The sequence below is a fragment of the Thermodesulfovibrio sp. TK110 genome, assembly GCF_054658355.1.
Genome location: NZ_BAAHNB010000001.1, coordinates 555,001 through 580,698 on the forward strand (window position 1 = coordinate 555,001; position 25,698 = coordinate 580,698).

Here is a 25,698-nt window from a genome sequence, read left to right on the forward strand (position 1 = left end):
AAGAGATTGAGGATCTTATAGATGTTTTAAGTGATATGGGAGTGAGAGTTGTTGATGAAGATGAAGAGGAAGTATTTTTAGAAGAAGAGGAAGAGTTTGAAGAAGAAGAGCATGTAGAAGATCTGGTCCAGGCTTATTTTAACTCAATGGGTGATATTCCAATACTTACCAAGGAAGAGGAAGTTGAACTTGCTAAAAAACTTCAGGAAGGAAAGAATATAATTAAAGAAACAATAATGGAATTATCTCTTTATAAAAAAATTTTAGATGAAATAAACAAAGAAGAAGATGCTGAGACATTAACTGAAGAAGATAAAGCAGAAGAGGCTCTAAGTAGAACTATTATTCGGCTGGAAAGTTTAATTAATGACATTGAAAAAGCTGAAGAAAAAATTAAAGAGTATGGTTCTCTCAAAGAATTAAGAAAAATTATAAATGAAAAAAAGAAATTAAGTGAAAATACAAAACAATTGGAGAATCTTTATAAAGAAGTTTATACAGAAATTAAAAAGATTGAAAACGAAGCAGGAGTTAAAATAGATGAATTAAAAAATATCTGGCAAAAAATATATAAAGCAAAATGTCTTGTTGAAGAAACAAAAAATGAATTAATTACCAGGAATTTAAGACTTGTGGTTAACATTGCTAAAAACTATGTAGGTAGAGGGCTTCCACTGCTTGATTTAATAGAAGAAGGCAATATTGGTTTAATGAAAGCTGTTGATAAATTTAAATATGAAAAGGGTTTTAAATTTTCAACCTATGCAACATGGTGGATAAGGCAGGCAATTACAAGAGCTTTAATTGACCAGACCAAAACAATAAGAGTACCAGTTCATATGATGGAGTTTTATAATAGAGTTACAAAGGCATCTCGTGAACTTACACAGCAGCTTGGAAGAGAACCAAGTAATGAAGAAATTGCTGAAAAACTCGGTGTTCCTGTAAGAAAAGTTGAGGAAGTTTTCAGAGCCATACAGGATCCTATAGGACTTCAAACACCAATTGGTGACGAAGATACAGAACTTGAAGATTTTATTGGAGATAAAACATCGCCCTCTCCTGTGGCAGAAGCTGAAAGAACAGAACTCAGTGAACACATTCAAAGAATTTTAAAAACTCTTACACCAAAGGAAGAAAAAGTTATAAAAATGAGATTTGGAATAGGTGAGGATAGGGATCATACACTGGAAGAAGTTGGAAGATATCTTTCAATTACAAGGGAAAGAGTGCGTCAGATTGAGACTAAAGCATTAAGAAAGCTTAAGCATCCAAGCAGAATGAGACTTCTTAAAATGCTTATAAGTGAAACACCAGAAAACAAAAAGTGAAAGATTTCAATGAAATATCAAAGCTTGTAAGATACTATATTCTTTTATCAACAACCCAAGCAGGTTCAGGACATCCCACAACCTGCCTTTCATCAGTAGAATTAATGGTAAGCCTCCTTTTCGGAGGCTTTTTTCATTTTGATGCAGACAATCCCAATAATCCAAACAATGACAGACTTATATTTTCAAAGGGACATGCAGCACCGCTTTTATATTCTCTTTGGACAGTAGCAGGCAAAATTACTGAAGAAGAACTCATGAGTTTAAGAAAGTTTGACTCTCCTCTGCAAGGGCATCCTGTAAGGGCATTTCCATATGCAGAGGCTGCAACAGGCTCTCTTGGTCAGGGTCTCTCAATAGGTGCTGGAATGGCAATTAACGGCAAATATATTGACAGACTTCCATATCGCGTTTTTGTTCTTCTTGGTGATAGTGAGATGGCTGAAGGCTCTGTATGGGAGGCAATTCAGCTTGCTTCATATTACAAACTTGACAACCTCATTGGAATAATTGATGTAAATAGACTTGGGCAGCGTGGCGAGACAATGTATGGATGGGATTTATCTGCTTATGAAAAAAGAGTTTCTTCTTTTGGATGGAAAACAATATGTATTGATGGACATAATTTCAATGAGATTTTTAAAGCCTATGAAGAAGCCCTGAAAAGTAATTTACCTACAATGATAATTGCAAAAACAGTTAAAGGAAAAGGAGTTTCTTTTCTTGAAGACAGAGATAATAGACATGGCGTGGCACTCAGAGAGGCTGAATTTGAGGAAGCTTTGAAAGAGCTTGGAATGATAAAAAAGCTTACAATTTCAGTGAAAAAGCCTGATAGTCTTAAACCTGACCCCATTCCTCTGCATATAAAGGAGTTTACAAAAAGATATAGGATTGGTGAGATGGTTGCTACAAGGCGTGCCTATGGTGAGGCTTTGGTAAAAATATTTCCGGAGTTTTCTAATATTGTTGTTCTGGACGCAGAAGTGAGTAATTCTACATACGCAGAGATATTTAAAAAATATTATCCAGAAAGATTTTTTGAATGCTTTGTCGCAGAGCAGAATATGGTTGGAATGGCAGTAGGTCTTGCTCTTAGAGGTAAGATTCCATTTGTTTCAACATTTGCAGCCTTTCTTACCCGTGCTTTTGATCATATAAGAATGGCACAATATAGCGAGGCAAATATAAAATTTGTTGGTTCCCATGCAGGAGTTTCAATTGGACAGGATGGTCCCAGCCAGATGGGTCTTGAGGATATCGCAATGATGAGAAGTATCTTAAATAGCGTAATACTATATCCCAGTGACGCAGTTTCTACAGAAAAACTTGTAAGAGAGGCAGCAAAACATGATGGAATTGTTTATATAAGAACAACTCGCTCTGCAACGACTGTTATTTACAGCTATGATGAAGAGTTTCCCATTGGTGGTTCAAAAGTAATCCGAAAGTCTGATAAAGATTTATTCACAGTTATTGGAGCAGGAATAACACTTCATGAAGCACTGAAAGCATATGAAGAACTGAAAAATAAAGGAATTTTTATCAGGATTATTGATCTTTACAGTGTAAAGCCTTTGGATGTAAAAACTCTAAAGGATGCTCTTTCAGAGACAAAAGCAATTATTACAGTTGAAGATCATTATCCAGCTGGAGGTATTGGAGAAGCTGTTAAATCTGAAGTTGGCTCTGAGAGAGTTTATAGTCTTGCCTGCAAAAAAACTCCCAAAAGTGGCACACCTGAAGAGCTTTTAGATTATGAAGAGATTTCCGTAAAAGCAATAGTTGAGTTTGTTATCAGACTCAATAAGTTATTTTAGTTGTCATAGCCAAAGTTTGGTATTTATGCAAAACTATATTGATTATCGGAAGGCTCAGAAGCCTCTTGCTTTTGAAAATATTATAGTTGAAATTGGTTTTGGTTCAGGAGATTTTTTAATTAAACTTGCAGAGGAAAACAGAAATGAGATATTTTTTGGCATTGAAAAATCATGGATTCCAGTAAATAAGCTTTTGAAAAAGTGCAGTCTCAAGAAAATCAATAATATTTATTGCACCCGTCTTGATGCATACTGGGCATTCCAGCTTTTATTCAGGGACAGTAGCGTGAAAAAAATAATAATGAACTATCCTGATCCATGGTTTAAAAAATCCCATGCTGAACGAAGACTTACAAGAAGGGAAAATCTTTATATTTATACAAAAAAATTAGTTCCTGATGGTGAAATTAAAATAAGAACTGATGATTATTCCTTTGTTGAGTTCACACTGCAAGAATCCGCTTTTTTAAATTGTTTTTCCATCAATGTTTTAAATCCCACAATAAATGAGCCTTTAACAAAATATGAAAAAAGATGGCTATCAATGGGCAAAAATATATGGGATATTGTTCTTAAAAAAGAAAAAGAGCCCGTCTTATTGAAAATCAATGAAATAAAGGAGGTGTCTGAGTTGTATCCTGTGAAAGTTTTAGCAAATATAGATGTAGAACTAATAGCCCACAAAGCATTTAAAATAGAAGATGCTCTTTATTTAAAATGTTTTTCTGTATGGAAAAGGCAACAGGATTATGCTGTGGAAGTCTTACTCAGTGAGAACGGTTTTCTACAGAGTTTTATGGTAACTGTAAAGAAAAGGAATGATTATTTTATAATAGATGTGTCTAAGTTTAGTGAAGTCTTGAAAACTGAAGGCATTCAAAAGGCTTTAATTTTGTTAGGTAAAATAATTGGAAAGGAGATTTTATGAAAAAGAAAGTTCTGGTATGTGTTCAAAAGGATATTAAAAATACTGTTAACTGGGCTTTGAAGGAGCTTTCAGAGGTATCATTACAATATTTTGACCATGTGTATCAAATTGAGAAACTTTTTGAAGCAGATATAAATTTTTGTGGAATGATAATTGACTCTCAGATTGATGGTGAAAGCACAATTCCTTTTTTAGAGAAAATAAGGAGTAAATCAAAAATTAAAATTCTTTTGATAATTGCAGCTGATACTGCCAAACAGGAAATAATAAAGCTTATTCAGGATAAAATGGTTGACAATGTTATTGTAAGACCTTTTAATGCAAATCAAATAGTTGATGCAGTTGCCAAACTGTGTGGCATTCATAGAACTACGGAAAAACCATGGTATATGTATACAAAACCTGAATAGATCTGATATAATTGTTTCTATGCAAAAGCAAGATTTTGAATCAAGATTTGAAGAAGCAAATTTAATGCTCAGATATAAAGAGTTTGAAGAAGCCTGCAAAATGTATAATGAACTTATCAAGGAAGACTCTAATTTACCTGAGCTTCATAACAACTACGGACTTGCTCTTTTTTATCTCAATAAATTTGAAGAAGCAATAGATGAATTTAAAAAAGCCATTGAGATTAATAAAGATTTTGCCTTGCCATATGCAAATATAGGTCTTGTCTATTTAAATAAAGAAGAGTATGAAAAAGCTGTGGAATTTTTTATAAAAGCTCTTGAACTTGATCCTGAAAATCCTGAAACACATTACAATCTTGCAGTAACTTATTACAGAATGAATAAAAAAGCTGATGCTCTAAAACATTATGAAGCTTTTATAAAGTATTCAGGGGAAAATTATCCGAAATTAAAAGAAAGTGTGCAGAAAATTATTGGAGCGATTAAAGAGACTCTTCAAATAGTATGAGATTTTCAATAATAAATTTTTGAACTATCAAAGATGTCTCTGTCACTTCCTTTAAACTTAAAAGTTTTGCTCTGTCAGTCACTGTATTACTGATGCTTCTTATTTCAATACAGGGAATATTATAAATTTTAGATACTTTTCCTACTGCTGCACCTTCCATATTTTCACATAGGGCATTGAATTTTTTTTCAAGAAATCTGGCTCTTTCAAGATTTCCTGTGCAGGATGAAACAGTGAGAAATGTTCCTTTTGGAAGATTTTTCAAGAAATCTGGTACATAAAGAGAGATTTCTTCAAGACTGAAAAAAATAAAAGAATCTGGAGCATCATGACAGTTTCTTAACAGTCCTTCGTCAGCAAAGACTTCCTTCTCCGCTACTGCAATACTTCCTATCTCAAGCCCAGAGGAAGGATAAGCACCTCCTATGCCTGAGACAATGGCCTTTTTTATGGAGAAATTTTCAAAACAGATTAAAGATGCTATGGTTGCTAAAGTTTTTCCAATTCCTGAAATACATAAAATTAAATCAACATCTTTTATTTTGCCTTTAATAAATGATACGGTTTTTATAGAAAAAAACTGCTTATTGTGTAAGCTTTTAATAATTAATTCACATTCTTTTTCAGTGGCAAAAAATAAAGCTATCAATTATATCCTCTAAATCACTGTGAACTTCTAACATGGAAAACCTGAGTGCTTCTCTTAGTTTTTCAAGTGAAGCAGTGAATCTTTGCTCAATGCTCATTAATTCTGCTAATTTTTTCATCCATTTTATTTCTCCAGGATAAAAACTTTGCTGTCTATAATATCAGATTAAAATAATTGACATCAAGTTTTAATTTCTCTAATTCCTCTCTTGAATATCCAGCAAAAATCTCTGAAAAAATTGAATTATTTGTTAAAAGAGGATCTAAATCTTCGGAAATAATGCCAGTTTTTACAAGCCTTTGCCAGTAATAAGTTCCTTTAATTGGTGAAAACTCTGTTAAATGAATCCGAACTTTTAATTTTTTCAGAAATTCTACACCAGCTCTTACTTCATCAAGACTTTGTTCAGGAAGTCCGTACATTATGTAAACTCCTATTTCCTGAGAAGAAAATCCAGCTTCTTTAAGATACAGGACTGCTTTTTCAATTTCTTCGCATGTCACCTTGCCGCCAGTTTCTATCTGTCTTTTTATGTCCACTGTTTCCAGGCTTAGTCTTAGAGTTTTAAATCCTGTAAGTTTCATTAACTGAGCAACTTCTCTATCAATGTAGCGAGCATGAAGTCCATTTGGAGTGTGAAATCGTGCCTGTAAATTTTTTTTAAGTAATTGTTTTAGCAGAGGTTTTATATGAGTATCAGCTTTATATAGCAGAGCATCATCATAAAAGGCAAAGTCTCTTACTCCAAGCCTATATAATCCTTCAATTTCATCTGCTACTTCATCTATATTCCTTTGTTCAAAGGAGTTGTATAATAAAGAAGAAGCACAATAGGAGCATCTGAAAGGACATCCTGTTGAAGTTAAAATTGGAGCATAAGGCATTTCTTTGTAAAAGTTCATCTGCCACCAGTATTTTGGCTTATTGTTTATTTTTTCAAGTTTTAATCCGAAGTTCTCAATTACTTTAATTAATCTGTCATCTATCTGTCCTTCATAAATAAAATCAGCATTGGTATTTTTTTCTGCATGTTCTTTATAAAGAGTGGCATAAATTCCTCCAAGAATAATTGGAATGTTTTTGAATTTTTTTCTGAGAATTTCTATAACTTCCTTTACCCCATACCACCAGTAAGCCATAATAGAAGTAACAAAAATAAGATTAACAGGATCAACAAAACTTAGTTTTTCAATGAATTCTTCCTTAGTGCATCCGTATCTTTTATATTTTCTATGTATCTCTTTTAAAATTTCAGGCTTTTCAACAACTTCTGCCTTATACTTTCCTGCTCCATATTTTTTCACTCTAAAGGAATCACAGCAGTCTATTAAGAAAAGTTCAACATCAAATTGACTTAAAAATTCAGCTACTTTTAACAACCCGAGAGGTCTTGCCCAGAAATTATAGGCAGCAAAGTCATAAATCCATGGATTTACAAGAAGACACCTGATAGTCATGAAAGTTTTCTAAAAACAACAATAAATCCTGTATGAGCCACCATTCTTAAAGCTGGTCTGAGACTTAAGCCCTCCTTTTCCCATTTTCTTTCAAGAAGTTCAAATATGCCGATTTTGTAAAGTTTTTGAGAAAAGTTTTTTTCAAATTCTTCCATTAAACTATATATTTGCAAAACTGTTGTCAGGTAACATCCCAAAATTCCGCCAGGTTTTAAAGAATCTACCACTTTATTAAGAAAAAGCCAAGGCTCTGTAAGATCAAGAATTACTCTATCAAAATCTGATTCTTCTATGCCTTCAGCAATGTCTTTATTTAAAAGAATTAATTGTCCTGTTGCTTCATTTCCAATAAATTTTTCAATATTCATCTTCGCATTTTCATAAAAATCCTGCCTTTTTTCATATGATACAACTTTGCCTTTTTCTCCAACTGTTCGTAAAAGATACAGCGTTAAAGCTCCAGAGCCTGTTCCAGCCTCAAATACTTTTGCTCCCGGAAAAATATCAACAAGGGTGATAATTCTTGAAATATCTTTTGGATATATTATCTGAGCTCCTCTTTTCATTTTAAGAATGTATTCTTCAAGGGTAGGGCGAAAAACAGTCAAAGTTTCCCCTTGAGAGGATTTAATTTTAATTCCATCAGGCTTGCCGATTATCTCATTGAATGTAACATTACCTTTATGGAATGAAAAAGAGGCATCTTTTTTTAATGTAACAAGATATTTTCTTTCCTTTGAATCTACCAAAAGAGCTAAATCACCTTCTTTGAATACAGGCAAGTTGACCTCCAATAAAAAAGCGGGCGACGGGATTTGAACCCGCGACCTTCAGCTTGGGAAGCTGACACTCTCCCGCTGAGTTACGCCCGCAAGGTATATAGTTTTTTATATCATCATAGATTAAAATATGTCAACTTTTGGAAAATTTTTGGTAAAATATAAAAAATGGAAACTGAATCGCTTAAAAAATCAGTTTTTATCAGTCCTACATTTGGATGTTTGTCATTTCAGCAGGTTTTTGAAAAAATAATAGATTTTGTAAGAGAACAACCGGACAGGCAATACAATTTAATAGTAGGAAGTGATTCTTTCCCAGGAGAAGAGACTGTCTTTGTAACTGCAATAATAATTCATAGAAAGGGTGCTGGTGGAAGATATTTTTACAGAAAAATAAAACATGAAAAAGTGGATAGTTTAAAATTGAGAATTTTTACTGAAGCCTCACTTAGCCTTGAAGTAGCAGAGGCTTTAAAAAGTAAGTTGTCTGAAAATGGAGTATCCCGATTGCCTGTTGAAATTCATCTTGATATAGGTAAAAATGGAGCAACAAGAAACCTTATTAAAGAAGTTATTAAGATGATTGTTGGATCAGGATACATTGCTGTAACAAAACCTGATTCTTTCGGTGCTACAAAAGTAGCAGACAGGCACACAAATTAAAGCCGGGAATGGGATTTGAACCCACGACCAGTCGATTACGAATCGACTGCTCTACCACTGAGCTATCCCGGCAGTGTTTATATTTTATCAAACTCTTTTTTAAAGTAGCGAAAGCTTTCTTCATCAAAAAGACAGAACTCAATGATTTCAAGAGTTGTATCATAGTTTTTTAAATATTCAATCACTGTATTAATTAAAACTTTTGCCACCATATCCTTTGGACATCCATATATTCCAGAACTTATTGCAGGGAATGAGATAGTTTTAAGTTTATAATCATTGGCAAGCTTCAGACTGCTTAATACTGCATTTTTAAGCTTTTCTTCTTCTTCACCCTCACCCCATTTAGGTCCAACAGCATGAATAACATATTTTGCCTTTAAAGAACCAGCAGTTGTGATGGCTGCAGAACCTGTTGGCACAAAGCCAATTCTGTCGCTTTCTTCTTGTATGATCTGTCCACCCTTTCTTACAATTGCACCAGCCACTCCTCCACCGTGTTTTAGATAATTATTTGCAGCATTAACAATGGCATCTGTATTCCTTTCTGTAATATCTCCAATCATTATTCGTAATGTTTTTCCATTAACTTTTTTCTCTTGCATTTTAACCCTCTTAGCACACTAAAACCTTTTCAACATTCAATGCGAGAGGAGGGATTTGAACCCTCACGGGTCTCCCCACTGGATTCTAAGTCCAGCGCGTCTGCCATTCCGCCACTCTCGCTTATTTTTTTATTTTAAAAATTTTTTAAATATTTAATCCAATATCTTTTCTATACTGCATGCCTTCAAAATGAATCAACTCAATCGCGCTGTAAACTTTTTGCCTTGCCTCTCCTATATCCTTTCCTAAGCCAGTAACTCCCAGAACTCTTCCTCCATTTGTTACAATTCTGCCATCTTCATCAAATTTAGTACCTGCGTGAAAAACAATTAAATCTTTTAATCCTTTAACCATTTCAAGACCTGTAATAGGCAGTCCTTTTTTATATTTTCCCGGATATCCTTCTGATGCAAGAATAACACATAAAGATGCTTCATCTTTCCATTTTACATCTATTTTATTTAATCTCTGCTCTGCTATTGCCATAAAAATATCAACTAAATCATTTTCAAGTCTTGGTAAAATAACCTGTGTTTCAGGGTCTCCAAATCTGCAATTAAACTCAAGCACATAGGGTTTACCGTTGACAATCATAAGCCCTGCATAAAGAATACCTTTATAAACTATTCCTTCAGATTTTAATCCCATTATTGTTGGCTTAATTATTGTTTCAAGAATTTCTTTTTCAAGCTCTGCAGTAATTACCGGATTTGGGCTAAATGTTCCCATGCCTCCAGTATTAGGTCCTTCATCATTGTCAAGAAGTCTTTTATGATCCTTTGATGTTACCATAGGAATAATGGTTTTTCCATCTGTAAAAACAAGATAGGAAGCTTCCTTCCCGGTGAGACATTCTTCAATTACTACTTTATCTCCAGCAGAGCCAAAGATTTTTTCTTTCATAATAAGTTTTAAAGCCTCAATTGCTTTATCATAACTGTGGCATACGAAAACTCCTTTGCCTGCTGCAAGTCCATCTGCTTTCACAACAATTGGAGTACCTTTTAATCTGATATATTCTTCAGCGTGGGTGTAAGATGTAAAAACTTTGTATTCTGCTGTTGGAATTTTATGTCTTTTCATAAATTCCTTTGCAAAAACTTTACTACTTTCCAGTTGAGCTGCTGCTTTTGATGGACCTACTATTTTTCTTCTCTCTTTCTGAAATACATCAACTATTCCCTTTGCAAGAGGGTCTTCAGGTCCAACAACTGTAAGGTCAATCCATTCATATTTAACAAAGTCAACCAGAGCAGAAAAATCCTTACTTTCTAATTCTACGCATTCAGCAATTTGTGCAATTCCTGCATTTCCAGGCACACAGTAAATTTTATCAACCACCCTTGATTGAGCAAGCTTCCATACTATAGCATGTTCTCTACCTCCTGAACCCAAAACAAGAACTTTCATCTTCTTTCCTCCTCTGTCTTTTTAACTAACCAGTAAACTATACCTATTATAAGAATGGCTGCTACCAGGGAGGCTATAAATTCAATTGTTTCATGTTTTAGTGTGGCAATCATGGTTTCTCTTATTACAGTAACAAGTGCTACTCCAACAAAAACACTTATTCTGAACTTTCCTCCTTTAAGATGTGCCATTTCAGTATTTAAAAGTTCAAGCATAACCCATAAAATAAGCACTGAACCAAGTGCAGTTACAATTCTCTGTTCAAGTTTGCCTGATAATATTTCATATATATCTTTACCGCAAAGATAAATAACAGCAAATGTAAGAATGCTCAATCCAACTATAAGCACAATACTTACAATTTGAGAAAATATCTCTCCATATCGAACAAGTTGAGTTTTTATCCTGTATACTGGTGAATAACCTTTTATTTCTTCCTCAAGGTATGCAGAGGTGATAATATCAAGATTTATGTCAAGTATTTTATTGATTGATATTAAATATTTTTCTCTCTCATGTTCCACTTCCTCGCAAAGTATATCAACGCAAGCATTTCTTATGATGTTTATTGCTCTTGTCATAAAATGAGGATCTACGCCAACTTTTTCATGTTTTTGACCAATTCTTATCAGTGAATCGTAAAAGTAATTATCATATCTGCCAGAAAAAAGACTGATAAACCATGTTTTTACAAGTCTCATTACATGTTTTATTAATGATTCATTTTTAAAAATTCTTTTTGCTGAATCTGTCTGGATTATCCATTGATAAAGAGCTCCTACAACTTTTTCAGCTCTTTTTTCCATGAGAGGCTTAAGCTCTGATAGCCTTGCTTCATCCTCTTTTGTAAAATAATAATTCGCTTTAATTTCTTTAAAAGATCTCATCTTAATGTCTGAAATGTCTTATTCCTGTAAATACCATAGCCATATCATACTGATTGGCTGCATCAATTACTTCCTGATCTCTCACAGAACCACCTGGCTGAATTATAGCAGTTACTCCATTCTGAGCAAGCACATCAATATTATCTCTAAATGGGAAGAATCCATCAGATGCAACTACAGTTCCTTTAAGGGGACTCAAAGCATGCATGGCACCTATCTTTGCTGAAAATACTCTGCTTGTTTGACCAATTCCAAGTCCTACTGTTCTGTCCTCTCTTGCATAAACAATGGCGTTTGATTTTACATGTTTGCAAACTTTCCATGCAAATTTTAAAGCTCGCCATTCATCCTCTGTTGGTTCACGTCTGGTAACTATCTTTGCCTGAGAAAATTCATCATGAATGGCATCCCACTGCTGGACTATAAATCCACCGATAATTCTTTTTAAATCAAAACCTGATAGTTTAATTTTATCAGAAAGAGCTGAAAATTTCAGTAATCTCAGATTTTTCTTTTTTGAAAAAATTTTCAATGATTCTTCGTCAAATGCAGGCGCAATAATAACCTCATAAAAAGTTTGAACAATTTCTTCTGCTGTGGTTTTATCTACAACTCTGTTAAAGGCAATTATACCACCAAAGGCACTTACAGGATCACATTCAAAGGCTTTTTTATAAGCATTTAGAGAATTTTCAGCAACTGCCACTCCACAGGGATTGTTGTGTTTTACAATTACACACACTGGTTCTTCAAATTCTGAAGCTAAAAGAACTGCTGAATGAGTATCAAGATAGTTATTAAATGACATCTCTTTGCCCTGCAATATTTCTGCATCTATGAGAGATGGAGTTTCATTTAAAGCATATAGTGCTGCTTTCTGATGAGGATTTTCTCCGTATCTCAATGTTTGCACCATTTTTAATGGCAATGTCCAGTCTTCTCTAAAGGTTGGAGAGGCTACAGAACTGATTTTATTAAAATACTCTGCAATTAAGGCATCATATCTTGCGGTGTAAGAAAAGACCTTCCTGGCAAGTTCAAATCTTTTTTCAACAGAAACCTCTCCTTTTTTAAGTTCATCAACTATGTGAGAATAGTCATCAGGATCAACAAGAACTATCACATCTTTGTAGTTTTTAGCAGCAGCCCTTAAGAGAGTGGGACCACCAATGTCAATATTTTCTATTGCTTCTTCAATGGTAACACTTTCTTTTTTTATTGTTGCTTCAAATGGATAGAGATTAACAACCACCATATCAATGGGTTTAATTCCCAACTTTTCCATTGAATCTAAATCCGCTTCATTGTCCCTTCTTGCAAGTATTCCACCATGGATAAGAGGATGAAGGGTTTTTACCCTTCCATCCATAATCTCAGGAAAGCCTGTATATTCTGAAACATCTATTACATTTATATTGGCTTCCTTTAAAATTTTTGCAGTTCCACCTGTAGAAAGAATTTCAATTCCCATATTATCAAGCTCCTTTGCAAACTCTATCAGCCCTCTTTTGTCATATACACTTATTAATGCTTTTTTTATCACCCAAACACCTCCTCTAAGCCCTGCGGGCTATTCAACAGCCTCGGGCTATTCAAAGTTTAAAGTTCAAGGTTCAAATACTCTTGTGATACTCCTGTATAGATTTTACTTTAATTTTACTTTCTTTAAGCTTTTTTATTGCTTTAACAATCGCACTCGCACCTGATATGGTAGTTGTGTATGGAATTTTGTAGTTTAATGCTCCTCTTCTTATATACATTGAATCCTTTTGCGCCTGCTTTCCAAAAACCGTGTTTATTATAAAATGAATCTGTCTGTTTTTTATTAAATCAAGTACATGAGGACGACCTTCTTGAAGTTTATTTATTGTTTCCACATTTAATCCTCTTTCTTTTAAAAATCTGGCAGTTCCACGAGTGGCAATTACTGTAAAACCAAGTTCTATAAATTCCTTTGCAATAGGAACCACAAGAGCTTTATCTTTATCCTTAACACTTATAAATACTTTTCCACTTAAAGGAATTTTACCCATCGCACTCATCTGAGCTTTAGCATAGGCAAGTGCAAAGTCTTCATCTATTCCCATTACTTCACCTGTTGATTTCATCTCAGGACCAAGAATAACATCTACTTCAGGAAATTTATCAAACGGTAAAATAGCTTCTTTCACTGTCACATATGGCATTTTTATGTGATTTATAAGTCCCAGTTCCTTTAATGTTTTTCCTACCATAACCTTTGCTGCTATTGCTGCAAGAGGCACACCTATACTTTTACTTACATAAGGAATTGTTCTTGATGCACGGGGATTTACCTCTAAAACATAGACTGCTCCATCTTTTACAGCGTACTGAACATTCATGAGTCCTTTAACCTCAAGCTCTTTTGCAATTGCAATTGTTTCTTCTTTAATTTTCTGAATAATTTCTTCTGAAAGACTGTAAGGAGGAAGTGAGCAAGCAGAATCTCCTGAATGAATTCCTGCTTCCTCAATGTGTTGCATAATACCTGCAACGATTACTGTTTCACCGTCACTTATTGCATCTACATCTACTTCAATGGCATCTTCAAGATATCTATCAATAAGCACTGGATGGTCTTCAGAAGCTTTAACAGCCTCTTTCATATACTTGAGTAAAGAGTCTTTATCATAAACAATTTCCATTGCTCTTCCACCAAGAACATAGGAAGGTCTAACAAGAATAGGATAGCCAAGAGTATCTGCTACTTTGAGAGCCTCTTCAATGGATGTAGCTATTCCACTTGGAGGCTGTTTTAAGTTTAATTTATCCACCAGTTCCTTAAATCTTTTTCTATCTTCAGCTCTGTCAATGGCATCAGCTTTTGTTCCGAGAATATTTACTCCTTTAGCTTCAAGTGATTTTGCAAGTTTCAATGGGGTCTGACCCCCGAACTGCAGTATCACGCCAAGAGGTTTTTCTCTTTCAATGATATTTAAAACATCTTCAAGGGTCAATGGTTCAAAATAAAGTCTGTCTGAAGTATCATAGTCAGTGCTCACTGTCTCTGGATTACAGTTTATCATTATTGTCTCATATCCAAGCTCTCTTAACCCAAAAACTGCATGAACACAACAGTAGTCAAACTCAATACCCTGTCCAATTCTATTAGGTCCTGAACCAAGAATTATTACTTTATCAGGATTTTTTGTAGGAGGAGCATCAGCATCACATCTGGTTTGAAGCTTAGTATTATGTTGAAGAGAGTAAAACTTTCTCTCATAACAGGAATACATGTAAGGTGTATAGGCAACAAATTCAGCAGCACATGTGTCAACAAGTTTGTATACTGGCTTAATTTTAAAATCTTCTCTTAATTGTCTTATTTCTTCCTCTTTTTTACCAGTAAGCATTGCTATTCTTCTGTCAGAAAGACCGTTTTGTTTGGCTTCAAAGATAAGATCATGGTTTAACTCTTTCGTTTTCAGTTTATTCTCAATTTCCAGGATTTCTTTTATGTTGTTCAAAAACCATGGGTCAATTCTGCTCAGTTCATATATCTCCTCTATACTGAAGCCTCTTCTTATTGCCTCTGCAATATACCAGAGTCTTTCTGCTGTAGGATTTTTAAGTCTCCATCTTATTTCATCGGTAGAAGCATTAATCTCTTCAAATCCATAGGAACCAATTTCAAGGGAGCGAATTGCTTTGCCAAGAGCTTCCTTAAAAGTTCTTCCTATTGCCATTACTTCTCCAACTGATTTCATCTGAGTTGTAAGAACTGGATTTGCCTCTGGAAATTTTTCAAAGGTAAATCTTGGAATTTTAACAACCACATAGTCAAGAACTGGCTCAAAACTTGCAGGTGTTACCCTTGTTATGTCATTGGGGATTTCATCTAATGTGTATCCAACAGCAAGGCGTGCAGCTATTTTTGCTATTGGAAATCCTGTTGCCTTACTAGCTAAAGCAGAACTGCGGGATACTCTTGGATTCATTTCTATTATGCACATTCTTCCATTTTCAGGATTTACTGCAAACTGAATGTTACTTCCACCTGTGTCAACACCTATCTCTCTTATTGCTTTAATTGCACTGTCACGCATTAATTGATATTCTCTATCAGTGAGAGTCTGTGCTGGAGCAACAGTGATGGAGTCTCCTGTATGAACACCCATTGGATCAAAGTTTTCAATGGAACATATAATTACAACATTGTCTGCTTTATCTCGCATGACCTCAAGCTCATATTCTTTCCATCCAAGAAGGCTCTCTTCAATAAGGACCTGAGTTATGGGACTCAGTTTAAGCGCTTTTTCAAGAAGTTCTTTGAACTCCTCAATATTGTATGCTATTCCTCCTCCTGTTCCACCAAGCGTAAAAGCAGGTCTTAAAATTGCAGGAAATCCAATCCATTCAATTACTTCAACTCCTTCTTTTAAACTATGAACTGTTGCTGAATGGGGTACATCAAGCCCTATTTTTGTCATTGCCTGCTTAAAGAGTTCTCTGTCTTCTGCTTTTTTTATGGCATTTAAATTTGCACCGATTAGTTCCACAGAGTATCTCTCAAGAACTCCTGCTTCACCAAGCTCTACAGCAAGATTTAATGCAGTCTGCCCACCCAATGTGGGAAGCAAAGCATCAGGTCTTTCTTTTTTTATGATGAGTTCAAGAATTTCAGCAGTCAAAGGTTCAATGTAAGTAGCGTCAGCCATTGAAGGATCAGTCATAATTGTTGCAGGATTTGAGTTTACAAGCACTACCTGATATCCTTCCTGTTTGAGAGCTTTACAGGCTTGAGCACCTGAGTAATCAAATTCACAAGCCTGGCCAATTATTATTGGACCAGAGCCGATAATCAGTATTTTTTTAATATCTGTTCTTTTTGGCATATTATTTCAGAAGCTCCTCCAATTCTTTTAGTCTTTCTTTTTCCCTTTGAAGGGCAAGTGTTTTTTCATAAAGTTTTCTTATTTTTTTGTCTTTTAACATCTCCTGTGTAATATCAGAAGAATTGATACCGAGTTTTTTCTCAAGTTTTTTAATCTCCTTTTCATAGGTATTTATGTAATCTTTGCAGATATTTATCTCACGCATGGTAGAAATGAATATTTCATCATATTTTACAGGCATAATCTTACGCTTTTTTTACAATTTCCATAAATCTTTCAAATACATCCAGTGCATCATTGGGTCCAGGTCCTGCTTCAGGATGATGCTGCACTGAAAAAATTGGATACTCTACATGTTCCATTCCTTCCTCTGTTCCGTCATAAAGATTTTTATGAGTCAGTTTCACCTGACCTTTAAGGCTTAAAATATCAACACAGTAGTTGTGATTCTGAGCTGTGATGGAAATCCTTCCTGTTTTCAAGTCCTTAACTGGATGATTGCCTCCGTGATGACCGAATTTAAGCTTGTATGTACTTCCTCCCAGGGCAAGTCCTAAAAGCTGATGACCAAGACATATCCCAAAGATAGGCTTTTTTCCTATAATCTTTTTAATATTTTCCACTGCGTAAGAGAGAATTTGAGGATCCCCTGGACCATTACTTAACATCACACATGAAGGATTCATATCAAGAACATGCTCTGCAGGTGTTTTACCGGGGACAACATAAACTGAAAACCCAACTCTTTTTAAATTTTTGAGTATGTTCAGTTTAACTCCATAGTCATAAACAACACAGAGAGGTGCACTTTCTTCTTTAAAATACATGTAAGGCTCTTTACACATCATGGCACTGACATGGTCAATCTCTGATATATCTGGATGGGAAAGGACTTTTTTATGTAGGCTTACAGGGTCAAGGTCTTCTGTTGATATAATTCCCATCTGAGCACCATTGTCCCTTAAGTGTTTTGTCAATGCTCTGGTATCAATTCCCTGAATTCCCACGATACCATATTTTTTAAGATACTCTCCAAGAGTTGTCTCTGCTCTCCAGTTACTTGGATAGTCTTTATATTCTCTCACAACAAATCCTTCAACTTTTGGTCCACCAAAGGATTCTACATCTTCATCATTTACTCCGTAGTTTCCAATCTGAGTGTAAGTCATAACCACAATCTGTCCTTTATATGAAGGATCTGTAAGTATCTCCTGATAACCTGTGATTGAGGTGTTGAAAACAACTTCTCCTATGGATTCTCCATCTGCTCCAAAGGAGTATCCTTCAAACACTGTTCCATCTTTTAGAACAAGCATTGCTCTTTTCATTTTTCCTCCTGCCACATATTAAAAACTTTTTTACCCTTTAATGTCATAAGAACCTTTCCTTTAAGTTTCCATCCTTCAAAGGGAGTATTTTTACCCATTGAGGCAAATTTCTCTTTTTCAACAGTCCATTCTTTGTTTATATCAACAATTATTAAATCTGCCTCTGCTTTTTCCTTAATGCCAGATTTATTTATCTTTAATATCTTTGCAGGATTTAAACTAAATTTTTCAATTAATTTTCTTAAAGTTAAAACTTTATCATGGACCAGTTTAAGACTCAAAGATAGGGCTGTTTCAAGACCTGAGATTCCATTTGCTGCTTCTTGAAATGGAGTGTTTTTATCATCAAGGCTGTGCGGTGCATGATCTGTGGCTATTACATCAATTATTCCTTCATAGAGTGCCTCTTTTATTGCTTCCATATCCTCTTGTGTGCGCAATGGAGGATTTACCTTAGCAGTGGTATTATAATCTCTCACAGCCTCTTCAGTAAGAGTAAAGTAATGAGGACAGGTTTCAGCTGTCAGAGGCACGCCTTCTTCTTTGGCTTTTCTTATTAAATCAACAGAACCTTTAGTTGATACATGAGCTATATGTAAAGGTGAATGAAAGTGTTTACATAAAATTATATCCCTTGCAACCATTACTTCTTCTGAAGCCTTTGGGATTCCTTTCAGTCCCATATAAAAGGAGAGTTTTCCTTCGTTCATTGCTCCATTTTCGCTTAAAGAGAGATCTTCACAATGAGATATAATTGGTGCTCCTACTGCCTTTGAATATTCAAGAGCTCTTCTCATGATCATTGCATTCATTACAGGCATACCATCATCTGAAAAGGCAACACAGCCTGCCTGCCTCAGCATTGCCATTTCAGAAATTTCTTCACCTTTAAGTCCCTTTGTAATAGCTCCTACAGGATATACATCGCAACTACCTTCCTCTTTTGCCTTTGATAAAATATAATAAGTAACTTCCGGATTATCATTTACAGGATTAGTATTTGCCATACAACATACAGAGGTAAAACCACCTTTTACAGCAGCAAGAGTTCCTGTGCGAATGGTTTCTTTGTATTCAAAACCTGGTTCTCTTAAATGGGTATGCATATCAATCAGACCAGGGAAAACATAGAGACCTCGGGCATTTATTTCTATAAGCTCAGGCTGAAGGCGTATAGCTGAAGGTTGAAGTCCTGGAGCATCGGGCTTAAAATTTAATCTGGAAATAATTCCATTTTCAATCAATATATCGGCAATTCCTTCTGTGTCAGTAAAAGGATCAACTATGTAAGCGTTATAAATTTTAATAATCAACTATGCCTCCCTTGGAGTTAAAAGATAAATAACAGCCATTCTTGTGGCAATTCCATTTGTTACCTGTCTGAGAATTATTGAACGGGAACTATCAGCAACCTCTGTGGAGATTTCAACTCCTCTGTTCATTGGACCTGGATGCATAATAATTGCATCATCTTTAATGTATGAGAAAGCATCCTTTTTTACTCCCCAAACATGAAAATACTCTTTTAGGGATGGTATAAATGCAGCATTCTGTCTTTCAAGCTGAATTCTGAGAAGCATAACCACATCAGCATCTTTTATACCCTCTTTAAGATCATAAAAAATTTTTACATTGTCAGGTGCCTGTTGTGGAAGAAGAGTAGGAGGACCAACAAATCTTATCTCTGTGTCAAAATTGCTTAAAAGATAAAGGTTTGAACGGGCAACTCTGCTGTGAATTATATCTCCCACAATAGCTATTTTAAGTCCATCAAGTCTGCCTTTAATCTCACGAATACTGAAAGCATCAAGCAATGCTTGAGTGGGATGCTCATTTGTTCCATCTCCTGCATTTATAACAGAGGCTGAAGTATGATTTGCTACAAACTTTGCCGCTCCTGAACAGGAATGTCTTATAACAATATAATCCACATTGTATGCCTCAATGGTTTTCAATGTATCATAAAGGGTCTCACCCTTTACAACGCTGCTTGTACTTACTGAAAAATTAAGCACATCAAGGCTAAGACGCTTTTCAGCAAGCTCAAAGGATGTTCTGGTTCTTGTTGATGGTTCAAAGAAAAGATTGATTGCTGTTTTACCTCTTAGGGTGGGAACTTTTTTAATATCTCTTTGAAGAACCTCTTTAAAAGCTTTAGTTGTATTGAGAATTTCCTCAATATCCTGCCTTGAAAGCTCTTTTATTCCTACAAGGTCTTTCATTGTTTAATTAACAGCACTGAGTCTTTACCCGCAGTTTCCTTAAATTTTACCTTTATTTTTTCATCCCTTGAAGTGGGAATGTATTTACCTGTATAGTTAGCCATAATTGGAAGCTCCCTGTGTCCTCTATCAATTAATACAGCAAGTTGAATCTGAGCAGGTCTACCAAAATCCATTAATGCATCCATTGCAGCTCTGGTCGATCTTCCTGTGAAAAGTACATCATCAACAAGGACCACATTTTTGCCCTCTATGCTGAAGGGAATATTGGTAGGTTTTATTGCTTTTTGTTTTTTTGAAATATTTATATCATCTCTATAAAAGGATATATCCAGAATACCTAAGGGTACATCAATCCCTTCAGTTTCTTTTATCTTATTTTTTATCCTTTCAGCCAGATAAACACCTCCTGTAACAATACCAATGAGACAGATATTTTCTGCACCCTTATTCTTTTCCAGTATTTCGTGGGTTATCCTTGTGAGTATTCTTTCTATTTCCTGCTCATTGAGAAGTTCTTTTTCCATTTTTTCTTTTTTGTCATTTTGAGACAATCCCGATGCTCTCCTTACTCAAAATATAAATCAATAAATTATACACGATTTTAAAAAATTTTTCTATCAAACGGATTATCCCAGAATAAGATTTTCAAACAACTGCTTTTTTGTTGTAAAATTTAATTTATGTTTTCTTACATCCTAAGACGATTTTTCTTAATGATTCCAATTCTTTTTGGTATCACTCTCATATGTTTTATTGTGATAAATCTTGCACCTGGCTCACCTGCGAGCTTTACTGAAGAACTCTCACCAAAGGCATCTCCTGAAGCAATTGAGGCTTTGAAAAAGCTTTATGGACTTGATAAACCCATTCATGAAAGATACTTAAACTGGCTCAGGATGATAATTACACTGGATTTAGGGAAGAGTTTTGTTGATGGAAGAGCTGTTAAAGAAAAAATAAAAGAGAGACTTCCAATTACTGTAACTCTTAATCTGCTTTCTCTTCTAATTATTCTTATTGTTTCTATTCCTATTGGAGTGTATTCAGCTTTGAAGCCAGGGAGCTTTTTTGACAGAGCTCTTACAGTCTTTGTTTTTACAGGTTTTTCTGTTCCCACTTTCTGGATTGCTTTACTTGCCATGATTGTTTTTGGTGTAAATCTTGGATGGCTTCCTATTTCTGGAATTCAGAGCATTGGAGCAGAAACAATGCCTTTTCATGAAAGAGTAATTGATTGGATAAAACATCTTATTTTACCAGTTACAATTATGTCCTTTGCAGGGCTTGCTGGAATGTCCAGATATACCCGTTCAAGCATGCTTGAGGTTCTAAGACAGGATTTTATAAGGACAGCAAGAGCAAAGGGATTGCCTGAAAGAGTTGTTATTGTTAGACATGCCTTAAGAAATGCCTTACTGCCAGTTGTAACGCTCTTAGGACTTGCAATTCCAGGACTTATTGGTGGAAGTGTTATCTTTGAAAGTATTTTTTCAATTCCAGGGATGGGGCAGCTTTTTTATGCTTCTGCCATGGCAAGGGATTATCCAACAATAATGGGAATATTGCTGATTGGTGCATTATTGACATTGATTGGCAATCTTCTTGCAGATATTGCATATTTTGTTGTTGACCCAAGAATCAGGGTAAAACAAGATGTTTAAGCTGATACTGAAACAAATCTTAAGAAATCGCCTGGCAGTTGCTGGTTTGGTATTTATTCTGTTTGTTTTTTTTATTGCAATTTTTGCTTCTCATGTTGCTCCATATGATCCTTATAAAATTAATGTTTATCATGTTCTTGAACCACCATCAAAAGAGCATCTCTTTGGCACCGATGAACTTGGAAGGGATGTTTTTTCAAGGATAATTTATGGTGCGAGAGTATCTCTTAAAGTAGGATTTCTTGCAATGGGAATTGCTATTTTTACTGGAACAATACTGGGTGCAATTGCAGGATACTACGGAGGATGGATTGATACATTGATAATGAGAGTTGTTGATGTAATGCTTGCTTTTCCAACATTGTTTTTAATTTTAGCTGTTGTTGCTGTGCTTGAGCCAAGTATTTACATAATTATGATAGTGATAGGACTTACAGGATGGATGGATGTGGCAAGACTTGTGAGAGCAGAGGTTTTATCATTGAAGGAAAGAGAGTTTGTTCTTGCTGCAAGAGCAATTGGTGCAAGCTCTGGTAGAATCATTTTTAAACATATTCTTCCTAATGCTATTTATCCTGTTATAGTTGCTGCAACTTTCTCTGTTGGTGGAGCTATATTGATTGAAAGTGGATTAAGCTTTCTTGGGCTTGGAATCCAGCCGCCTGAGCCAAGCTGGGGAGGAATTTTAAGCATTGGTAAAGACTATATTACTGTGGCATGGTGGATGAGTTTATTCCCTGGTTTAGCTATATTTTTAACAGTGCTGTCCTTTAATCTTCTTGGTGAAGCATTAAGAGATGCTCTTGATCCAAAACACTGGACAGAGGATTAAACACTCTGTGCTGATAGTTGAAAATTAAAATAGGGTTCTTCTTCTAATTCATAAGAGTCAGATTCAATAAGATGTTTTAAGAAGTTTATATGAGCAGTATGCCCACCCTTTTCAATTATAAAGTGTCCATGAACAGGATAACCTAATAGAGATAAATCTCCAATGGCATCAAGAATTTTATGTCTTACAAATTCATCTTTGTATCTGAGTTTTCCTCCCACAACTCCTTTTTCATCAAGAACAAGAGCATTTTCCAATGAACCTCCACGAGCAAAGCCGTTCTGGACAAGATACTGTATGTCCTTTAAAAATCCAAAAGTCCTTGCAGGCGCTATTTCTCTTATAAAATTTTGTTCGTTAATCTCAATGGATAGAGATTGTTCTAAGATTAATGGATGTTCATAAAAAATTTTATAGGTTATCCTGAAGCCTTTGTATGGTCTGGCAACAATCCTGGAACGTGACTCTTCATAAATACAGGGCTTTGTTATTTTAAGTATAGGAATAGTTTTACCCTGTTTTGCAGTTCCTGTTTTCATAATAGTTTTTACAAAATCAATAGCACTTCCATCCATTACAGGGATTTCAGAACCATCTATTTCAATGAGGAGATTTGTTATTCCAAAAACATGCAAAGTTGCAAGAAGATGCTCAACAGTTCTAACCTTTATTCCATCAATTCCTATTGTTGTTGCAAAAGATGTATCAATAACAAAAGGAAGTTTTGCTTTAATTGGTAGTTTTTTATCTATTCTATAAAAGATAATACCCGTATCCCTTTTAGCAGGAATAAGCCTTATGTTAATTCTTTTCCCTGTATGTATTCCTACACCAGACAGAGCAATTTCTGATTTTATAGTTTTCTGAAATGGCATTAAAAAATAATATACAAAAAGTATGCCAGAATAAAATCGTTGAAATTTCTATTTCAGCCAGGATATTAATGTGGTAAAAATGATACATTCATGGAAAAAAATAAAACATTTAGTTTGCTTCTCCACCCACAACTATCTCTGGAATTCTTACTGTTGGCATTCCATCTGTAACAGGAACTCCCTGAGAGTTTTTTCCGCATGTACCAATGGAAAATCCCAGATCATTGCCAACCATATCAATGTTTTTTAAAATTTCCTGTCCAGTACCAATAAGCAGTGCTCCCCTTACAGGTTCTCCAATTATACCTTTTTCTATAAGATAACCTTCCTGAACTTCAAAAACAAACTCTCCAGTAACAGTGTTAACCTGTCCACCACCCATTTTTTTAACAAAAAGTCCTTTATCAACTGAGCGAATTATTTCTTCTGGAGAGTGATTTTCAGGTGCAATAAAAGTATTACTCATTCTTGGAATTGGATAATGTTCATAAGACTGCCTTCTTCCGTTTCCTGTTGATTTTTTTCCTTCTTTCATTGCCGTGTATTTATCATAAAGATAGTTAACGAGAACTCCTCTTTCAACTAACAATGTCCTCTGTGAAAGTGTTCCTTCATCATCAAAAATATATGAACCTCTCATATTGGGAAGCGTTGGATCGTCAATTACTGTAATTAATTCTGAAGCTATTTTTTGACCAATTTTTCCACTGTAAACTGAAAGTCCTTCCTGAACAAGGTCTGCTTCAAGACCATGTCCAACTGCTTCATGTATCATTGTTCCACCTGCTTCAGAGGAGATTACAACAGACATCCTTCCTCCCTGGATACGTCTTGCTTTGAGCATCATTAAAGCTCTCTTTGTTGTTTTAAGTGAAATTTCTTCTGGCAGAAATTCCTCAAAAAGTTCAATTCCCTTTAATCCTCCTACTGCCTCATATCCTGTTTGAATAACTCCATTTTCATGGGCTACAACATGAACTAAAAAAAGTGTATGAATTCTCTTTTCTTCTGTAAAATTTCCTTCTGAATTGGCTATTTTAATCTTTTGAATAGAATCAGCATATAGAACTTTTACCTGTTTGATCTTTGGACTTTCTTTCCATGCCACTTCATTGGCTCTTTTTATAAAATTAATTTTTTGTGATATTTCAACATCTTCTGGATTGTTTTTTATAAAAAATTGCATTGAAGACTCAATCTTTTTAAGATTGATATGGTTAGCGTTATTACTACTTTTTAAAGAAGAGATTAATTCTTCAATTCCTTTTTTTGTTAGATCATTTGTATAGGCATAAAAGGTTTTTCCTTTTTTGATTACACGAACACCAAGTCCTTTATCAAAAACTGAAGAGCATTTTTGAACTTTATTTTCTTCCATCTGAAGCTGATTTATTATTTTTTCTTCCAGGAAAACATCAACATACTCCCCTTTTAACTTACTCAGTATGTCACTGAAGAGATCCATCAATGCCTCCTTTTTATTTATAATAATACCATATAAAGAGCGCATGTCATAACTTGACTTATAAATTATAAATATTGTTTAATATAAGTCATGGTTCCCAAGACAGAAAAGATATGGATGGATGGTAAATTTGTAGATTGGGATGATGCAAAAGTTCATGTTCTCACTCATTCCCTTCATTATGGTTTAGCAGTATTTGAAGGAATAAGATGTTACAATACTGAAAAAGGACCAGCAGTATTTAGATTAAAAGACCATGTGGAAAGACTTTTTAAGTCTGCGCATATATTTACTTTAAAAATTCCCTTTACAGAAGAACAAATTTTTGAAGCAATAAAAGAAACCATAAGAGTTAATAAAATTAGCTCTTGCTACATTAGACCAATAGTTTTTGTAGGCTACGGTAATATGGGTGTTTATCCTAAAAACAATCCTATTCAGGTTGCAATTGCAGTATGGAACTGGGGTGCCTATCTTGGAGAAGAAGGGCTTCAGAAGGGAATAAGAGTTAAAACATCATCTTTTATTAGAAATCATGTTAATTCAAATATGTCAAGAGGTAAGGTTGCTGGATATTATGTTAACAGTCAGCTGGCAAAAATTGAAGCAATTTCCTGTGGATATGATGAGGCTGTTTTACTTGATACAGAAGGATATGTTTCTGAAGGAAGTGGAGAGAATATTTTTATAGTTCGCAGAGAAATTCTTAAAACAACACCTTTGACTTCTATCCTTGAAGGAATTACAAGAGATACTGTCATAACTATTGCAAAGGATTTAGGAATTGAAGTTAAAGAAGAAAGATTTACTCGTGATGAGCTTTATATTTCTGATGAGGCCTTCTTCACAGGCACAGCAGCAGAAATCACTCCTATAAGAGAAGTTGATGGAAGAATAATTGGTAAAGGTAGTCGTGGTCCAGTTACTGACAAGATACAGAAACTGTTTTTTGATATAGTTAATGGAAAAGTCTCAAAATATCAACATTGGCTTGACTTTGTTTGA

The 25,698-nt window shown here is 34.8% G+C and carries 25 protein-coding genes and 3 tRNA genes (1 of these 28 only partly in view); 9 read left to right on the top strand and 19 right to left on the bottom strand.

Features of this window, described 5'->3' with window-relative positions; genetic code table 11:
• The 5 genes in view from ACYQ3X_RS02990 to ACYQ3X_RS03010 are tightly spaced (at most 25 nt apart) and all read left to right on the top strand, a layout consistent with a single transcriptional unit that may run on beyond the window.
• Positions 1-1,331: the 3' portion of a sigma-70 family RNA polymerase sigma factor gene (locus ACYQ3X_RS02990; protein ID WP_460180349.1), read on the top strand. The gene continues 109 nt to the left of window position 1, outside the view; 1,331 of the gene's 1,440 nt are visible here — the last part of the coding sequence; its start codon lies beyond the left edge, outside the window; the stop codon is at positions 1,329-1,331.
• A complete protein-coding gene (locus ACYQ3X_RS02995; RefSeq protein WP_460180350.1) occupies positions 1,328-3,151 on the top strand; it encodes a transketolase in 1,824 nt (607 codons plus the stop codon). The genes ACYQ3X_RS02990 and ACYQ3X_RS02995 overlap by 4 nt, the downstream gene beginning before the upstream one ends.
• Positions 3,152-3,176: 25 nt before the next feature.
• A complete protein-coding gene (gene trmB, locus ACYQ3X_RS03000) occupies positions 3,177-4,079 on the top strand; it encodes a tRNA (guanosine(46)-N7)-methyltransferase TrmB (RefSeq protein ID WP_460180351.1) in 903 nt (300 codons plus the stop codon).
• On the top strand, positions 4,076-4,489 hold the full coding sequence (locus tag ACYQ3X_RS03005) for a response regulator (protein ID WP_460180352.1): 414 nt from the start codon (positions 4,076-4,078) through the stop codon (positions 4,487-4,489). The genes trmB and ACYQ3X_RS03005 overlap by 4 nt, the downstream gene beginning before the upstream one ends.
• A gap of 19 nt (positions 4,490-4,508) precedes the next feature.
• On the top strand, positions 4,509-5,000 hold the full coding sequence (locus tag ACYQ3X_RS03010) for a tetratricopeptide repeat protein (RefSeq protein ID WP_460180353.1): 492 nt from the start codon (positions 4,509-4,511) through the stop codon (positions 4,998-5,000).
• Here ACYQ3X_RS03010 and ACYQ3X_RS03015 read toward each other — a convergent pair.
• The 5 genes from ACYQ3X_RS03015 to ACYQ3X_RS03035 form a co-directional block, all read right to left on the bottom strand.
• The gene (locus ACYQ3X_RS03015) at positions 4,975-5,649 is read right to left on the bottom strand and encodes a phosphorylase family protein (RefSeq protein WP_460180354.1); all 675 of its coding nucleotides are present in this window, start codon (positions 5,647-5,649) and stop codon (positions 4,975-4,977) included. The genes ACYQ3X_RS03010 and ACYQ3X_RS03015 overlap by 26 nt on opposite strands.
• The gene (locus ACYQ3X_RS03020; protein ID WP_460180355.1) at positions 5,624-5,767 is read right to left on the bottom strand and encodes a hypothetical protein; all 144 of its coding nucleotides are present in this window, start codon (positions 5,765-5,767) and stop codon (positions 5,624-5,626) included. Before ACYQ3X_RS03020 ends, ACYQ3X_RS03015 begins: the two co-directional genes overlap by 26 nt.
• Before the next feature lie 34 nt (positions 5,768-5,801).
• Positions 5,802-7,106 (bottom strand): B12-binding domain-containing radical SAM protein, encoded by a 1,305-nt coding sequence (locus ACYQ3X_RS03025; RefSeq protein WP_460180356.1) that lies wholly within the window; start codon positions 7,104-7,106, stop codon positions 5,802-5,804.
• Positions 7,103-7,888: a tRNA (adenine-N1)-methyltransferase gene (locus tag ACYQ3X_RS03030; protein ID WP_460180357.1), complete on the bottom strand. Its 786-nt coding sequence runs from the start codon at positions 7,886-7,888 to the stop codon at positions 7,103-7,105. Before ACYQ3X_RS03030 ends, ACYQ3X_RS03025 begins: the two co-directional genes overlap by 4 nt.
• 18 nt (positions 7,889-7,906) lie before the next feature.
• Positions 7,907-7,978, bottom strand: a tRNA-Gly gene (locus ACYQ3X_RS03035).
• Positions 7,979-8,053: 75 nt separating this feature from the next.
• Here ACYQ3X_RS03035 and ACYQ3X_RS03040 point away from each other — a divergent pair.
• Positions 8,054-8,548: a ribonuclease H-like YkuK family protein gene (locus ACYQ3X_RS03040; protein WP_460180358.1), complete on the top strand. Its 495-nt coding sequence runs from the start codon at positions 8,054-8,056 to the stop codon at positions 8,546-8,548.
• Here the strand turns inward: ACYQ3X_RS03040 and ACYQ3X_RS03045 are convergent.
• The 12 genes from ACYQ3X_RS03045 to pyrR all read right to left on the bottom strand — a co-directional run bounded on the left by ACYQ3X_RS03045 (position 8,549) and on the right by pyrR (position 20,384).
• Positions 8,549-8,620, bottom strand: a tRNA-Thr gene (locus ACYQ3X_RS03045). It abuts the gene before it with no gap.
• A 5-nt stretch (positions 8,621-8,625) separates the two neighbouring features.
• A complete protein-coding gene (locus tag ACYQ3X_RS03050; protein WP_460180359.1) occupies positions 8,626-9,153 on the bottom strand; it encodes a macro domain-containing protein in 528 nt (175 codons plus the stop codon).
• Positions 9,154-9,193: 40 nt separating this feature from the next.
• A tRNA-Leu gene (locus ACYQ3X_RS03055) sits at positions 9,194-9,274 on the bottom strand.
• A gap of 24 nt (positions 9,275-9,298) precedes the next feature.
• Positions 9,299-10,564 (bottom strand): phosphoribosylamine--glycine ligase, encoded by a 1,266-nt coding sequence (gene purD, locus ACYQ3X_RS03060; protein ID WP_460180360.1) that lies wholly within the window; start codon positions 10,562-10,564, stop codon positions 9,299-9,301.
• Positions 10,561-11,451, bottom strand: a complete 891-nt coding sequence (locus tag ACYQ3X_RS03065) for a protoglobin domain-containing protein (RefSeq protein WP_460180361.1) — start codon at positions 11,449-11,451, stop codon at positions 10,561-10,563. The genes purD and ACYQ3X_RS03065 overlap by 4 nt, the downstream gene beginning before the upstream one ends.
• 1 nt (position 11,452) lies before the next feature.
• Positions 11,453-12,994 (bottom strand): bifunctional phosphoribosylaminoimidazolecarboxamide formyltransferase/IMP cyclohydrolase, encoded by a 1,542-nt coding sequence (gene purH, locus ACYQ3X_RS03070; RefSeq protein ID WP_460180362.1) that lies wholly within the window; start codon positions 12,992-12,994, stop codon positions 11,453-11,455.
• A gap of 70 nt (positions 12,995-13,064) precedes the next feature.
• Complete coding sequence (gene carB / locus ACYQ3X_RS03075) at positions 13,065-16,307, bottom strand: carbamoyl-phosphate synthase large subunit (RefSeq protein WP_460180363.1); 3,243 nt, start codon at positions 16,305-16,307, stop codon at positions 13,065-13,067.
• A gap of 1 nt (position 16,308) precedes the next feature.
• Positions 16,309-16,548 (bottom strand): hypothetical protein, encoded by a 240-nt coding sequence (locus tag ACYQ3X_RS03080; RefSeq protein ID WP_460180364.1) that lies wholly within the window; start codon positions 16,546-16,548, stop codon positions 16,309-16,311.
• 4 nt (positions 16,549-16,552) lie between these two features.
• A complete protein-coding gene (carA, locus tag ACYQ3X_RS03085; RefSeq protein WP_460180365.1) occupies positions 16,553-17,635 on the bottom strand; it encodes a glutamine-hydrolyzing carbamoyl-phosphate synthase small subunit in 1,083 nt (360 codons plus the stop codon).
• Positions 17,632-18,948 (bottom strand): dihydroorotase, encoded by a 1,317-nt coding sequence (locus tag ACYQ3X_RS03090; RefSeq protein ID WP_460180366.1) that lies wholly within the window; start codon positions 18,946-18,948, stop codon positions 17,632-17,634. Before ACYQ3X_RS03090 ends, carA begins: the two co-directional genes overlap by 4 nt.
• Positions 18,949-19,857, bottom strand: coding sequence for an aspartate carbamoyltransferase catalytic subunit (locus ACYQ3X_RS03095; RefSeq protein WP_460180367.1), 909 nt, complete (start codon positions 19,855-19,857; stop codon positions 18,949-18,951).
• Positions 19,854-20,384 (bottom strand): bifunctional pyr operon transcriptional regulator/uracil phosphoribosyltransferase PyrR, encoded by a 531-nt coding sequence (gene pyrR, locus ACYQ3X_RS03100; protein ID WP_460180368.1) that lies wholly within the window; start codon positions 20,382-20,384, stop codon positions 19,854-19,856. Before pyrR ends, ACYQ3X_RS03095 begins: the two co-directional genes overlap by 4 nt.
• A 156-nt stretch (positions 20,385-20,540) precedes the next feature.
• On the opposite strand from pyrR, the gene ACYQ3X_RS03105 reads away from it, so the two are divergent.
• Together ACYQ3X_RS03105 and opp4C are read left to right on the top strand one after the other, a co-directional pair.
• Positions 20,541-21,521 carry an ABC transporter permease gene (locus tag ACYQ3X_RS03105; RefSeq protein WP_460180369.1) on the top strand — a complete coding sequence of 327 codons (981 nt, stop codon included), beginning with the start codon at positions 20,541-20,543 and terminating at the stop codon, positions 21,519-21,521.
• Entirely contained in the window at positions 21,514-22,353 is an 840-nt protein-coding gene (gene opp4C / locus ACYQ3X_RS03110; RefSeq protein WP_460180370.1) for an oligopeptide ABC transporter permease, read from the top strand. The genes ACYQ3X_RS03105 and opp4C overlap by 8 nt, the downstream gene beginning before the upstream one ends.
• Here the strand turns inward: opp4C and lpxC are convergent.
• Positions 22,350-23,228, bottom strand: coding sequence for a UDP-3-O-acyl-N-acetylglucosamine deacetylase (lpxC, locus tag ACYQ3X_RS03115; protein ID WP_460180371.1), 879 nt, complete (start codon positions 23,226-23,228; stop codon positions 22,350-22,352). The two genes, opp4C and lpxC, sit on opposite strands and share 4 nt — an antisense overlap.
• A gap of 109 nt (positions 23,229-23,337) precedes the next feature.
• Positions 23,338-24,693: a TldD/PmbA family protein gene (locus tag ACYQ3X_RS03120; RefSeq protein WP_460180372.1), complete on the bottom strand. Its 1,356-nt coding sequence runs from the start codon at positions 24,691-24,693 to the stop codon at positions 23,338-23,340.
• Positions 24,694-24,783: 90 nt separating this feature from the next.
• Here ACYQ3X_RS03120 and ACYQ3X_RS03125 point away from each other — a divergent pair, with 90 nt between their 5' ends.
• Positions 24,784-25,698 carry a branched-chain amino acid transaminase gene (locus ACYQ3X_RS03125; RefSeq protein ID WP_460180373.1) on the top strand — a complete coding sequence of 305 codons (915 nt, stop codon included), beginning with the start codon at positions 24,784-24,786 and terminating at the stop codon, positions 25,696-25,698.

What these genes read in the sequence shown, in the direction of transcription:
- purD (WP_460180360.1), bottom strand. Translation starts at nt 10,564, where the DNA reads ATGAAAGTTCTTGTTTTGGGTTCAGGAGGTAGAGAACATGCTATAGTA.
- opp4C (WP_460180370.1), top strand. Translation starts at nt 21,514, where the DNA reads ATGTTTAAGCTGATACTGAAACAAATCTTAAGAAATCGCCTGGCAGTT.
- ACYQ3X_RS03020 (WP_460180355.1), bottom strand. Translation starts at nt 5,767, where the DNA reads ATGAAAAAATTAGCAGAATTAATGAGCATTGAGCAAAGATTCACTGCT.
- carA (WP_460180365.1), bottom strand. Translation starts at nt 17,635, where the DNA reads ATGAAAAGAGCAATGCTTGTTCTAAAAGATGGAACAGTGTTTGAAGGA.
- ACYQ3X_RS03010 (WP_460180353.1), top strand. Translation starts at nt 4,509, where the DNA reads ATGCAAAAGCAAGATTTTGAATCAAGATTTGAAGAAGCAAATTTAATG.
- ACYQ3X_RS03125 (WP_460180373.1), top strand. Translation starts at nt 24,784, where the DNA reads ATGGTTCCCAAGACAGAAAAGATATGGATGGATGGTAAATTTGTAGAT.
- carB (WP_460180363.1), bottom strand. Translation starts at nt 16,307, where the DNA reads ATGCCAAAAAGAACAGATATTAAAAAAATACTGATTATCGGCTCTGGT.
- ACYQ3X_RS03065 (WP_460180361.1), bottom strand. Translation starts at nt 11,451, where the DNA reads ATGAGATCTTTTAAAGAAATTAAAGCGAATTATTATTTTACAAAAGAG.
- ACYQ3X_RS03105 (WP_460180369.1), top strand. Translation starts at nt 20,541, where the DNA reads ATGTTTTCTTACATCCTAAGACGATTTTTCTTAATGATTCCAATTCTT.
- trmB (WP_460180351.1), top strand. Translation starts at nt 3,177, where the DNA reads ATGCAAAACTATATTGATTATCGGAAGGCTCAGAAGCCTCTTGCTTTT.
- ACYQ3X_RS03040 (WP_460180358.1), top strand. Translation starts at nt 8,054, where the DNA reads ATGGAAACTGAATCGCTTAAAAAATCAGTTTTTATCAGTCCTACATTT.
- ACYQ3X_RS03050 (WP_460180359.1), bottom strand. Translation starts at nt 9,153, where the DNA reads ATGCAAGAGAAAAAAGTTAATGGAAAAACATTACGAATAATGATTGGA.
- ACYQ3X_RS03095 (WP_460180367.1), bottom strand. Translation starts at nt 19,857, where the DNA reads ATGAAAGACCTTGTAGGAATAAAAGAGCTTTCAAGGCAGGATATTGAG.
- ACYQ3X_RS03005 (WP_460180352.1), top strand. Translation starts at nt 4,076, where the DNA reads ATGAAAAAGAAAGTTCTGGTATGTGTTCAAAAGGATATTAAAAATACT.
- pyrR (WP_460180368.1), bottom strand. Translation starts at nt 20,384, where the DNA reads ATGGAAAAAGAACTTCTCAATGAGCAGGAAATAGAAAGAATACTCACA.
- ACYQ3X_RS03120 (WP_460180372.1), bottom strand. Translation starts at nt 24,693, where the DNA reads ATGGATCTCTTCAGTGACATACTGAGTAAGTTAAAAGGGGAGTATGTT.
- ACYQ3X_RS03025 (WP_460180356.1), bottom strand. Translation starts at nt 7,106, where the DNA reads ATGACTATCAGGTGTCTTCTTGTAAATCCATGGATTTATGACTTTGCT.
- ACYQ3X_RS03080 (WP_460180364.1), bottom strand. Translation starts at nt 16,548, where the DNA reads ATGCCTGTAAAATATGATGAAATATTCATTTCTACCATGCGTGAGATA.
- lpxC (WP_460180371.1), bottom strand. Translation starts at nt 23,228, where the DNA reads ATGCCATTTCAGAAAACTATAAAATCAGAAATTGCTCTGTCTGGTGTA.